Annotated in this window: 13 protein-coding genes; all 13 read left to right on the forward strand. The window is 39.5% G+C overall.

The features are described 5' to 3' along the window. The first annotated feature begins 7 nt into the window (after positions 1-7). The 13 genes from SCI76_RS19645 (at position 8) to SCI76_RS19705 (ending at position 11,957) form a co-directional block, all read left to right on the forward strand. Positions 8-370: a response regulator gene (locus SCI76_RS19645; RefSeq protein WP_033579786.1), complete on the forward strand. Its 363-nt coding sequence runs from the start codon at positions 8-10 to the stop codon at positions 368-370. Positions 371-433: 63 nt separating this feature from the next. Further along, positions 434-1,075 carry a flagellar biosynthetic protein FliO gene (locus tag SCI76_RS19650; RefSeq protein WP_028411421.1) on the forward strand — a complete coding sequence of 214 codons (642 nt, stop codon included), beginning with the start codon at positions 434-436 and terminating at the stop codon, positions 1,073-1,075. Beyond that, positions 1,068-1,736 carry a flagellar type III secretion system pore protein FliP gene (gene fliP, locus SCI76_RS19655; protein ID WP_048019849.1) on the forward strand — a complete coding sequence of 223 codons (669 nt, stop codon included), beginning with the start codon at positions 1,068-1,070 and terminating at the stop codon, positions 1,734-1,736. Before SCI76_RS19650 ends, fliP begins: the two co-directional genes overlap by 8 nt. Positions 1,737-1,746: 10 nt before the next feature. Beyond that, entirely contained in the window at positions 1,747-2,016 is a 270-nt protein-coding gene (gene fliQ, locus SCI76_RS19660; protein ID WP_033579787.1) for a flagellar biosynthesis protein FliQ, read from the forward strand. Between the two features lie 2 nt (positions 2,017-2,018). Continuing rightward, entirely contained in the window at positions 2,019-2,795 is a 777-nt protein-coding gene (fliR, locus tag SCI76_RS19665) for a flagellar biosynthetic protein FliR (protein ID WP_048019850.1), read from the forward strand. Between the two features lie 2 nt (positions 2,796-2,797). Beyond that, positions 2,798-3,880 carry a flagellar biosynthesis protein FlhB gene (gene flhB, locus SCI76_RS19670; RefSeq protein WP_033579789.1) on the forward strand — a complete coding sequence of 361 codons (1,083 nt, stop codon included), beginning with the start codon at positions 2,798-2,800 and terminating at the stop codon, positions 3,878-3,880. A 30-nt stretch (positions 3,881-3,910) separates the two neighbouring features. Continuing rightward, positions 3,911-5,947, forward strand: a complete 2,037-nt coding sequence (gene flhA, locus SCI76_RS19675) for a flagellar biosynthesis protein FlhA (protein WP_048019851.1) — start codon at positions 3,911-3,913, stop codon at positions 5,945-5,947. Next, positions 5,947-7,044: a flagellar biosynthesis protein FlhF gene (gene flhF, locus SCI76_RS19680; protein ID WP_028411416.1), complete on the forward strand. Its 1,098-nt coding sequence runs from the start codon at positions 5,947-5,949 to the stop codon at positions 7,042-7,044. The genes flhA and flhF overlap by 1 nt, the downstream gene beginning before the upstream one ends. Continuing rightward, entirely contained in the window at positions 7,037-7,906 is an 870-nt protein-coding gene (locus SCI76_RS19685) for a MinD/ParA family protein (protein WP_028411415.1), read from the forward strand. Before flhF ends, SCI76_RS19685 begins: the two co-directional genes overlap by 8 nt. Before the next feature lie 9 nt (positions 7,907-7,915). Next, complete coding sequence (locus SCI76_RS19690; RefSeq protein ID WP_048019852.1) at positions 7,916-8,959, forward strand: chemotaxis response regulator protein-glutamate methylesterase; 1,044 nt, start codon at positions 7,916-7,918, stop codon at positions 8,957-8,959. A gap of 14 nt (positions 8,960-8,973) precedes the next feature. Next, positions 8,974-10,953: a chemotaxis protein CheA gene (locus tag SCI76_RS19695; protein ID WP_048019853.1), complete on the forward strand. Its 1,980-nt coding sequence runs from the start codon at positions 8,974-8,976 to the stop codon at positions 10,951-10,953. A 30-nt stretch (positions 10,954-10,983) separates the two neighbouring features. After that, positions 10,984-11,412, forward strand: coding sequence for a chemotaxis protein CheW (locus SCI76_RS19700; RefSeq protein WP_014458457.1), 429 nt, complete (start codon positions 10,984-10,986; stop codon positions 11,410-11,412). Between the two features lie 50 nt (positions 11,413-11,462). Further along, entirely contained in the window at positions 11,463-11,957 is a 495-nt protein-coding gene (locus SCI76_RS19705; RefSeq protein ID WP_028411411.1) for a chemotaxis protein CheD, read from the forward strand. The last annotated feature ends 13 nt before the right edge of the window (positions 11,958-11,970 follow it).

Consider the following 11,970-nt stretch of genomic DNA (forward strand, 5'->3'; position numbering starts at 1 on the left):
AGTAGAGATGGGAAACCGAATTTTAATTGTAGATGATGCTGCATTCATGCGCATGATGATTAAAGATATTTTAACGAAAAATGGATATGAAGTAGTAGCGGAAGCGGCAGATGGCCAGCAGGCTGTGGAGTTATTTAAAGAGCATGCACCAGATCTTGTCACAATGGATATTACGATGCCTGAAATGGATGGAATTACGGCCTTAAAAGAAATTAAAAACATAAAAAGTGATGCCAAGGTGATCATGTGTTCAGCGATGGGACAGCAGGCAATGGTGATTGATGCCATTCAAGCAGGGGCAAAAGATTTTATCGTTAAGCCGTTTCAAGCAGATCGTGTATTAGAGGCAATTTCAAAAGCAATTGGATAAACAACAGATTGGCGGGACTTTCCCGCTAATCTTACACTATGTTGAAGTAAGAGGTGGCAGACATTGCTGCGAAAGTTCGTAATTGTTGCGCTGTTAATAAGCGTATTAGCAGGATCAAATCAAATCGTCTATGCAGAAAGTGGATCTGCATCGGTAAAAGAATGTTTGGAGAAAACGGAGAAGTGTTCAGAGAGTGAGAGTACTGATTCAAAAGAAAAAACTGAACTCCAGGCGACGCCTGCGCTTTCAGCTGGAGATATCGTGAAGATGATATTCGCGTTTTTACTTGTAATTGGGCTGCTTTTTGCGCTCTTAAAATTTGTAAATAAAAAAGGAAGGCTGCTACAAAAAAATAAAGTCGTACAAAACTTGGGTGGTACAAATGTTGGAAGCAGCAAGTCTGTACAAGTAGTCAAAGTTGGAAATCAGCTTTTTGTTATTGGAGTCGGTGAAAATGTGCAGCTTCTTTCAGAAATTACAGGGCAAGAGAAACAGCAGCTGCTTACGCAGTATGAGGAACAACAGAAAAACGAGGGCGAATATAAAGTCGTACTACCGTCTTTTTTAGAAAAATTCACTTCTAAAAAAGAAGAGAAATCTAGTCATTCTTTTCAGCAGCTTTTTCAGCGAGAAATGAATGAAATGAAAATAAAAAGACAAAACGCACTGAAAGAGTTAGAAAGGAACAAAAAGAACGATGAATGAAGTGATGAATCTCTTTAACTCGAGCAGTCCTACAAATATTTCAACTTCTGTCCAGCTTTTGTTGCTGCTGACGGTGTTTTCAGTAGCTCCTGGAATTTTAATCATGATGACCTGCTTTACACGAATTGTCATTGTGCTTTCATTTGTACGTACGTCGCTTGGGACACAGCAAATGCCTCCTAATCAAGTATTAGTTGGTTTATCGCTGTTTTTAACATTTTTTATTATGGCACCAACTTTTTCTCAGGTAAATGAACAGGCGCTTCAGCCGCTTTTAAAAGAAAAAATCACGTTGAATCAAGCCTATAAAAAAGCAGCTGAACCAATGAAAGAATTTATGAGTGCTCATACAAGACAAAAAGATTTAGCTCTTTTTTTAGAATATGCGGATATAGATAAACCATCCTCTGTTCAAGAAATTCCCTTAACTGCGCTCGTTCCAGCTTATGCGATCAGTGAGCTAAAGACGGCATTTCAAATTGGATTTATGATTTTTATTCCTTTTCTCATTATCGATATGATTATAGCAAGCGTGCTGATGTCTATGGGAATGATGATGCTTCCTCCCGTTATGATTTCGCTCCCATTTAAAATTTTACTATTTGTACTGGTTGACGGCTGGAATTTAGTTGTTAAATCATTATTAATAAGTTTTCAATAGGTGATAGACAATGAATGGAGAATTTGTCATTTCGTTAGCAGAAAAAGGCGTGTATACAATTTTAATTGTATCTGGTCCTCTATTACTGCTGGCCCTTGTAGTTGGGCTCATTATTAGTATTTTTCAAGCAACTACCCAAATTCAAGAGCAAACTCTTGCTTTTGTTCCTAAGATTGTAGCGGTCTTAGTAGGGATTGTATTTTTTGGTCCGTGGATGTTATCGAAAATGATTTCATTTACATATGAAATTTTTGCAAATCTGTATCGGTACGTAGGATAGCTATGAGTCAGTTGATCTTATCCTATCCCGCGTTTTTACTAGTACTAGTGCGGGTAACGTCTTTTTTCATCACTGTTCCGCTATTTTCATACAAAACGATTCCCGCAGTTCATAAGGTAGGTTTGTCTGCCTCGCTATCCGTCATTATTGCGACAACGATTGATTTACCCGTCGTTTCGTTAGATGCACAGTTTGTACTTTTAGTAGTAAAAGAATGTGCTGTTGGGTTGTTTATTGGTTTGACTGCGTATGTATTTATTATGGCTATTCAAATCGCCGGAGGTCTCATCGATTTTCAAATTGGGTTTGCCATTGCCAATGTAATAGACCCGCAGACAGGGGCGCAAAGTCCGATACTAGGTCAATATTTATATGTATTTGCTCTTCTATTTTTATTATCGACCAATGGGCATCATTTATTAATAGACGGCATTTATAATAGTTATTTAATTATTCCGTTAGACAAAGTAGCTTTCCCTGTGGGAAGCCAAGCATTTGCTACACACATCATAACTGTTTTTTCATCGATGTTTTTAGTAGCCGTTCAAATGTCTTTGCCTTTGGTTGGTTCATTATTTTTAGTCGATATCGCGCTTGGCATCATCGCGAGAACGGTTCCGCAGTTAAATATTTTCGTAGTTGGATTTCCGGTGAAAATCATCGTTGCTTTTATTTTACTAATTGTAGTGATGGGGAGCATGTTTTATATGATGCAAATCATATTTGAACAAATGATAGAAGCGATGCGCGCGATGATCCGCATATTAGGAGGGGTGTAGCTTTGTTTTTAGTAAAAGTTGATTTGCAATTTTTTGCAGGAGAAAAAACGGAAAAAGCTACACCTAAAAAAAAGCAGGACTCTCGAAAAAAAGGACAGGTAGCTAAAAGTCAAGACGTTACCACTGCGCTCATTCTTTTAATGGTTTTTCTTTATTTTTTGTTTGGAGCCAAACAATTTTTACAGCAAATGATGAAGCTGTTAAGAGAAGCTTTTCAAACGTATATGCTTGAGGAAGTGACGGCAGAGCGCGTATTTGCGATGTTTAAGCATCTTCTTCCTTCAATTGCTCTTGCAGCGGGTCCTGTCATGCTCGCAGCTTTTGTTGCTGCGCTCGGAGCGAATTATATGCAGGTTGGCATTCTTTTTTCCACGGAGTCCCTTCAGCCTAAGTTAGAAAAGATTAACCCTATTAGCGGAGCCAAACGAATTTTTGCCATGAGAGCGCTGGTAGAACTAATCAAGTCAACGCTGAAAATTATGTGTATCGGAGCCGTCACGTTTTTTATCTTATGGATTCACATAGAAGATGTATTAAATTTATCTCAAAAAAGTATAGGGGACTCGCTGGTTGTTCTGTCTAAGCTTGTTTTTCAAATGGGACTTGCAGCTTCGCTTATGCTTTTATTTTTATCGCTGCTTGATTATTTGTACCAAAAGTTTGATTTCGAGAAAAATATTCGAATGTCAAAGCAAGATATCAAAGATGAGCATAAAAACATTGAAGGAGATCCTCTAATCAAATCAAAAATAAAGCAAAAGCAGCGTGAAATGGCAATGTCTCGCATGATGCAAGAAGTTCCAAAAGCAGATGTCGTCATTACAAACCCTACTCATTATGCCATTGCTTTAAAATATGATGAAGAAAAAATGGATGCTCCCTATGTTGTAGCCAGCGGCGTAGATTTTATTGCTCAAAAGATCAAAGGAATTGCCAAAAGTCATGAAATTATCATGGTAGAGAACCGCCCGCTGGCAAGAGCGCTTTTTGATCAAACCAAAGTAGGGGATGCGGTTCCAGAAGAGTTTTTTAAAGCGGTGGCTGAAATATTAGCTTACGTATACCGCATTCAAAATAAAATGTAACGTTACGCTATTGTAAGGAGAGAAAAATTAATGTCTGCAAGAGAACTGCCAGTTGTTATAGGTGTTGTACTCATTATCGTTATGCTTGTTATTCCGTTGCCTTCATGGTTATTAAGTATTTTAATCATGATTAACATTTCTCTTGCGCTGCTTGTACTGCTCGTTTCCATGAATATGAAAGAACCTTTAGAGCTATCGGTGTTTCCGTCTTTGCTGCTGGTTCTTACGCTGTTTCGATTAGGTTTGAACGTATCGACAACCCGTTCAATTTTAGGAACAGGAGAAGCAGGCGGAGTAGTGGAAACATTTGGCCACTTCGTGATTGGTGGAAATCCGTTGGTGGGGTTTGTTGTCTTTATTATTTTAATTATCATTCAGTTTCTCGTTATTACAAAAGGAGCGGAGCGTGTTTCTGAAGTAGCCGCACGTTTTACCTTGGATGCGATGCCAGGGAAACAAATGAGCATTGATGCAGATTTAAATGCAGGTATGATTTCAGAAAAACAAGCAATTGACCGCCGTGAAAAAATTCAGCGCGAAGCAGATTTTTACGGAGCAATGGATGGAGCTAGTAAATTCGTCAAAGGTGATGCCATTGCAGGGATTGTCATTACCCTTATTAACATCTTGTTTGGAATTATTATCGGCATGCTGCAAATGGGAATGTCCATCACTGAAGCATCCCAAACGTTTACTTTGTTAACAGTAGGCGATGGATTAGTGAGTCAAATTCCAGCCCTCATGATTTCAACAGCGACGGGAATTATCGTCACGAGAGCTGCTTCAACAGGCAATTTGAGCGAAGATATTACACGGCAGCTGTTTGCTTTTCCCGTTATGCTTTATGTAACTGGAGGAACAATTGCCGCTCTTGGTTTAATCACGCCAATTAATGATGTCATTACAATGCCTATTGCTATTTTATTAGGGGTGGGAGGCTATTATTTGTCTCAGGCTAAAAATCAGGCGGTTCGTGAAGAAATGGCCCCTACTGAAGAAGAGCTAGAAGACAATGAAATGAAAAGTCCAGAGAGTGTTGTCAATCTATTAAGCGTTGATCCGATTGAATTTGAATTTGGGTATGCATTAATTCCGCTTGCTGATACGAATCAAGGAGGCGATTTACTCGATCGAATTGTTATGATTAGGCGCCAGCTGGCACTTGAGCTAGGATTAGTCATTCCAGTTGTTCGTATCAGAGATAACATTCAGCTTCAGCCCAACGAATACTGTCTTAAAATAAAGGGCAATGAAGTGGCGAAAGGGGAGCTGCTGCTCGATCACTACTTAGCAATCAGTCCCGGAATGGATGATGAGTTGATTGAAGGAATTGATACGTTAGAACCAGCTTTTAAAATGCCTGCGAAATGGATTAGCGAGTCGGTGAAGGAGCAGGCTGAGATGTTTGGGTATACCGTTGTGGACCCACCGTCGGTTGTGTCTACGCACATAACAGAAGTTATAAAATCGTATGCGTATGAGCTGATTGGAAGGCAGGAGACAAAGCAACTAATTGATCACACAAAAGAAACATATCCTATTTTAATTGAGGAAGTAACGCCTAATCCGCTTTCCGTTGGAGACATTCAAAGGGTACTGGCAAAACTTTTAAAAGAGAGCGTCTCAATTCGAAATTTACCCATTATTTTTGAGGTGCTGGCCGACTACGGAAAAATGACGTCAGACACCGATTTGTTAACTGAATATGTCAGGCAAGGACTTGCAAGGCAAATTACCAGTCAATATACGGTCCAAGAAGGTCTGCTTCGAGTTCTTACCCTTTCAGGAAAAGTTGAAAAAACGATGGCGGAAGCTGTTCAACAAACGGAACATGGGAACTATTTATCACTAGACCCTAACGTTTCACAAGCTATTGTGGAAAGTATAGCTAAGCAAATAGAAACACTTTCTTTTCAAGAACAGTCTCCAATTGTGTTATGTTCTCCTGCAGTGAGGATGTACGTGCGTCAAATCACTGAGCGGTATTTTCCTCATATGGCGGTTTTATCATATAACGAGTTAGAAGCAAATGTTGAAGTTCAAAGTGTTGGAGTGGTGGATATCTGATGAAAGTAAAAAAATATGTAGTAGAATCTATGCCGCAAGCTATGAAAGCCATTCGTTCAGATTTAGGTGAGGAAGCGGTTATTTTACATTCGAAACAAATTCGAACAGGAGGTTTTCTTGGCTTATTTACTAAGGCGAAAATAGAAGTATTGGCAGCTGTCGATCCCGTAGAAAAGCTGAGCGTAAAGAAGAACTCAGCGCCGCCAGAACCCAGTATGGAAGATAATCAATCTTTTATGAAACAGCAGCTCAGTGAGTTAAATACTCTTGTCTCACAAATGAGTCAAATGCCAAAGGTTTCTTCAGGTTCATATCCAAAAGTAGTGGAAGATGTGCTTGCTTATTTGCGTTTGCAAGAAATAGACGAAGCTATTTTAGAAAACTTGGAGGCTCCTATGCTAGAATACTACTACTTACATCGCCCTAACTCAAACCAACTCATGAAGTGGACGAAAAACTGGTTTACCAATCAGTTTAAAGCAAGTGAATGGAGCGGTCCTTTCAAAAAATATGTAAGTGTAGTAGGGCCAACAGGTGTCGGTAAAACAACCACTCTTGCTAAATTGGCTGCAAAGTGTGTCCTAGAACAAAATCAAAAAATAGCATTTATCACAACGGACACCTATAGAATTTCAGCGATTGAGCAGCTCAAGACGTACGCTTCGATCTTAAATGCGCCTTTAACGATTTGCTATAACGGAGAAGATTTTAAAAAAGCTTTGCTGGAAACAAAAGCATACGATGTGATTTTTATTGACACAGCAGGCCGTAACTTTTTAGAACCGCAATATGTAAATGATTTAAAGAAAATTATTACGTTTCAAGAAGATTTGCAAACGTTTCTTGTTCTAGCACTAACGTCAAAAGCATCAGATATGAAAGCTATATATGAACGTTTTGCTAGTCTCCCTGTTGATCAACTGATTTTTACGAAGCGAGATGAAACAACTCACAAAGGTTCGCTTTTAAATATGTTGTATCGTTACGGCCAACGAGCTGCTTTTACAACAAACGGGCAGGATGTACCAGAAGATGTTTCGTCATTTAAAATAGAAGAGTTTATCGACGATGTGTTTGGAGATTGGAAAGATGAATGATCAAGCAGCAGTTTTAAGAGAAAAAGTGTTAAAGAAACATCAAAACTCTTTAAGGAATTGTAAAACGATAGCCGTGTTAAGCGGAAAAGGAGGAGTTGGAAAGTCGAATCTATCATTAAACTTATCTCTTGCGCTAACGAAGCAAAAGCAAAGAGTTCTTCTTTTTGACATGGATATAGGGATGGGAAATATTGATATTTTGATTGGACAAACTGCTTCCTATACGATGGTTGATTTGCTAGAAAAAAAGCTTTCCATCCAGCAAATTATTAAAAAAGGTCCTGAAGATTTAGCTTATGTGGCTGGTGGAACGGGAATTTCCTCTGTATTTGAATGGTCTCCATCGGACCTTGCTCATTTAATACAAGAATTGAGTTCTTTGACAAATCAATACGATTACATGATTTTTGATATGGGAGCGGGCATGTCAGAGAGTGTGCTTAAGTTTTTAAAAGCTGTAGATGAAATGATCGTGGTCACAACACCCGAACCTACATCTATCACAGATGCTTACGCTGCTATTAAGCTAGCAGCTTCCTATTCTGTATCAGCACCGGTTCGTCTTATTATTAACAAAACGCTTTCTGACAAAGAAGGAAATGAGACGTATGAACGATTTAACCGAGCTGTTCAGCAGTTTTTGAACATATCTATTTCTCTATTAGGTATTGTGCCAAACGATCAAGCTGTCCAGAAAGCGGTCAATCGCCAAATGCCTTTTTTGCTTCAAAACCCAACATCTAAAGCAAGTGTATCACTAATAGAAATGGTGAATATTCTTATTCCTCAAGACAATAGGATAACGGCTAAAAACGAGGGAATGTTTATTCGGCGCCTCAAACGATTTTTTCTTGAAAGGTAGGAAATGAGAGTGAATGAAATAAAGGTGCTTATTGTAGATGATTCTGCATTTATGCGAAAGCTAATCGGCGATTTTTTAGCATGTGACAGTCGTTTTCACGTTGTGGGTACCGCACGTAACGGTGAAGAAGGGTTGAAAAAAGCGCTCGAGCTGTCGCCAGACATTGTGACACTTGATATCGAAATGCCTAAAATGAATGGCTTAGATATGTTAAAGCAGCTTATGCGTGTGAAGCCCCTTCCTGTTGTCATGTTATCGAGTACAACAATAGAAGGTGCTGAAAATACGCTGACCGCTATGCAGTACGGCGCAGTTGATTTTGTTGCTAAACCTTCGGGAGCTATTTCGCTGGACTTACATAAAGTGAAAGATGAGCTTATCTCTAAACTATTGCTTGCTAGTAAAGCCAACATATCTTCAAGCAGTCATCAGCACGTGCAAAACAGAAGTGTATATAACCTCCCGATGGGGACGAAAGTGAACAAAATGATTTGTATTGGCACTTCTACTGGAGGACCGCGTGCGCTGCAAGAAGTATTATCAACTGTTTCAAAAGACATAAACGCACCTATTTTTATTGTGCAGCATATGCCTCCAAATTTCACAAAATCATTAGCGGTTAGACTAGATCAGCTAGCTGATATTGAAGTGAAAGAAGCACAAGACAATGAAATCGTGCGCTCAGGATGTGCGTACATTGCGCCTGGAGGTTTTCATATGACGGTTGTAGAGAAAGAAGGACAGCTCAGCATTTGTTTAGACACTTCTTCACCTGTAAAGGGACATCGCCCCTCAGTGGATCGTTTGTTTCAGTCGATTAGTAAAATTTCAGGTTATCAAAAACTTGCTATTGTGTTGACGGGAATGGGGGCGGATGGAACGGAAGGCATTATTGATTTAAAGAAAAATAAAGACGCGCTTATATTGGCTGAATCTAAAGAAACAGCTGTCATTTATGGGATGCCCAAATCAGCTGTTTCTACAAAGCTTGTTGATTATATTGAACCGCTGCGAAACGTTGGAAGCTTTATTTCTCGCTACGCACAGAAATAGGAGGGAAAGTTACGATGGATATGAATCAATATCTAGAAGTGTTTATTGAAGAAAGCAAGGAACATCTTCAAAACGTTAACGACCAGCTAATGCGTTTTGAAAAAAATACCGATGATCTTGGTTATGTAAATGAAATTTTTCGGTCTGCTCATACGTTAAAAGGTATGTCTGCAACAATGGGATTTGATGATTTAGCACAATTAACTCACAAAATGGAAAACGTGCTAGATGCCGTTCGAAATCATCAAATCGACGCTCACACGGAAGTTCTTGATGCTTTGTTTGAATCAGTCGATGCGCTAGAAATAATGGTTCAATCTATTTCTGAAGGGGGCGATGGTCAGCTTGATGTCAAATTGCTTGTTCAAAAGCTGCAGCGTATTGTAGCAGAGGAACCCGCAGCAGAGCATGCGGCTTCTTCTATTGAGTATGATGAGTTCGTACAAACGCTGCTCAGTCAAACAGCAGGGCAAGGATTTGATGCGTTTGAAATAACCGTACAGCTCGAACGCACCTGTCTGTTAAAAGCTGCGCGTGCATATATGGTATTTGATGTGTTAGAGCAAGCGGGAGACGTCATTAAGTCAGCGCCAACTGTTCAAGATATCGAACAAGAAAAATTTGAATCATCTTTTATCGTTATATTAGTAACAAGCGAATCGCAAGAAAAGCTGAAGGCGAGCATTATGGAGGTCTCTGAAGTAGAAAGCGTGAAAATTGCTGCGGTCCCCATAAAAAAGGAGACAGAAATGCAGGAGCTTGTTTCACAAGAAGAAGCAGCAGCTATACAGGAAGTTACTGTGTCAGCACCTTCTAAATCGCCTGTTGAAGAGAAAAGACAGCTCTCAAATAACAAGACGATTCGAGTCAATATTGACCGTTTGGACAGTCTCATGAACTTGTTTGAAGAACTAGTTATTGATAGAGGCAGGTTAGAACAAATATCAAAAGAATTGAATAATAGCGAATTAGACGAAACGGTAGAGCGGATGTCCCGTATTTCTGGAGATTTGCAAACGATTATTTTAAATATGCGTATGGTGCCTGTAGAAACCGTTTTTAATCGGTTTCCCCGTATGGTGAGACAGCTTTCAAAAGATTTAGGGAAACAAATTGAACTTCAAATTGTCGGAGCTGATACAGAGTTGGACCGGACCGTCATTGATGAAATTGGAGATCCGCTTGTTCACTTATTAAGAAATGCCGTTGACCACGGAATTGAAATGCCTCAAGCACGCTTAAAGAATGGAAAGAATGAAAAGGGAACGATTCGCCTTAAATCTTATCATAGCGGAAATCATGTCTTTATTGATTTAGAAGATGACGGGGCGGGCATCAATCGTGAAAAGGTACTGCAAAAAGCGTTAGATCGAGGAATTATCGATGGGAAAACTGCTGAAACGCTGACGGATAAACAAGTGTACGAGCTCATTTTCGCTTCGGGCTTTTCGACGGCTGAACAAATTTCAGATGTTTCCGGACGAGGAGTAGGTCTAGATGTCGTGAAAAACACGATTGAATCGCTAGGGGGTTCTGTAACGATCGATTCTAACGAAGGATACGGTTCGCGTTTTTCTATTCAACTGCCGCTCACTCTGTCTATCATTTCTGCTTTACTCGTGCAAATGAGTGAAGAGCGCTATGCCTTACCGCTTTCTTCGATTATTGAAACAGCTATTGTTCAGCTGAAAGAGGTCATGCATGTACATGGTCAAAAGGTTATTGACTTTCGAGGAGCCATTATTCCTCTTATTGATTTAAAAGAACTATTTACTGTGCCTAACCCGGTACAAAGAGATCATTATTCCGTCGTTATTGTGAAAAAAGGAGAAAAGACCGCCGGGCTAATTGTTGATTCTTTTATCGGTCAGCAGGAAATCGTTTTAAAATCTTTAGGTCATTATCTGCCGGGTGTATTTGCTATTTCAGGAGCCACGATTTTAGGCGATGGACAAGTAGCACTTATCATTGATTGCAACGCTTTGATCAAATAACAAATGCTGTAAAAAGAAAGGGAGAAAGGCATGAAAATTATTGTGTTTCAATTGGGGGACGAGGAGTACGGAATTTCAGTAGAAGAAGTGCAATCGATTGAAAAGATTCAGCACATAACACGCGTTCCTGGAGTAAAAGAATATGTAAAAGGTGTTATTAATCTTCGCGGTGTTATTACACCGATTATTGATTTGCGCACTCGTTTTAACTTACAAGAACAGCTTAACCATGAGCTGACACGTATTATTATGGTTCGTCTTAATGATGTAGAAGCAGGTTTGATTGTGGATGCGGCAAATGATGTAGTAGACATTGATGAAAAAACGATTGCTTCAGTGCCTGAAACAGTTGAAGGAACAGCTGTAGAATACTTGAACGGAGTTGTTAAAGTAGATAGCCGTTTAATTGTTCTTCTAAATTTACCTAAAGTTCTCTCTTTAGAAGACCACCTCCAGTGAGCCAAGCGAATAATGGATATCACGCTGAAGTTTCTAGGAGTTGAAGAATCGTGAGAGATGATAAACAAGTGATTAAGGTAGGAATTGCCGAGATGAATGTTACACATGCACCCGCAGTGCTTCGAACAGCGGGATTAGGGTCATGTGTAGGAGTTGTCGTTTACGACTCTGTTCACTCAGTAGCTGGGCTCGCTCATGTAATGCTTCCCGATTCAAGCGGGGCTAAATGTCCTTTTAATAGAGCTAAATATGCAGATACAGCCATTTTTGATTTGATAAATATGTTGATTAAACAAGGTGCACATAGAAGATTATTAAAAGCAAAAATAGCAGGGGGCGCACAGATGTTTCAATTTGAACCAAGAAATGATGTGATGCGAATTGGCCTTCGAAATGTTCAAGCAGTGGAGAGAGAACTGCATAGAAACAGTGTAGAAATTGCAGCAAAAGCTACAGGAGGACACAACGGACGCACAATTGAATTTGATCCTCAAACGGCTATTTTAAAGGTTCGTACGATTAATGAAGGGATAAAAACGATATAAAGCGCGCTCTGAC

The organism is Priestia sp. HNGD-A6, assembly GCF_045784335.1.
In the GTDB taxonomy this organism is placed as follows: Bacteria; Bacillota; Bacilli; order Bacillales; family Bacillaceae_H; genus Priestia; species Priestia zanthoxyli.

What these genes read in the sequence shown, in the direction of transcription:
- flhF (WP_028411416.1), top strand. Translation starts at nt 5,947, where the DNA reads ATGAAAGTAAAAAAATATGTAGTAGAATCTATGCCGCAAGCTATGAAA.
- fliQ (WP_033579787.1), top strand. Translation starts at nt 1,747, where the DNA reads ATGAATGGAGAATTTGTCATTTCGTTAGCAGAAAAAGGCGTGTATACA.
- SCI76_RS19685 (WP_028411415.1), top strand. Translation starts at nt 7,037, where the DNA reads ATGAATGATCAAGCAGCAGTTTTAAGAGAAAAAGTGTTAAAGAAACAT.
- flhA (WP_048019851.1), top strand. Translation starts at nt 3,911, where the DNA reads ATGTCTGCAAGAGAACTGCCAGTTGTTATAGGTGTTGTACTCATTATC.
- fliP (WP_048019849.1), top strand. Translation starts at nt 1,068, where the DNA reads ATGAATGAAGTGATGAATCTCTTTAACTCGAGCAGTCCTACAAATATT.
- fliR (WP_048019850.1), top strand. Translation starts at nt 2,019, where the DNA reads ATGAGTCAGTTGATCTTATCCTATCCCGCGTTTTTACTAGTACTAGTG.
- SCI76_RS19695 (WP_048019853.1), top strand. Translation starts at nt 8,974, where the DNA reads ATGGATATGAATCAATATCTAGAAGTGTTTATTGAAGAAAGCAAGGAA.
- SCI76_RS19700 (WP_014458457.1), top strand. Translation starts at nt 10,984, where the DNA reads ATGAAAATTATTGTGTTTCAATTGGGGGACGAGGAGTACGGAATTTCA.
- SCI76_RS19645 (WP_033579786.1), top strand. Translation starts at nt 8, where the DNA reads ATGGGAAACCGAATTTTAATTGTAGATGATGCTGCATTCATGCGCATG.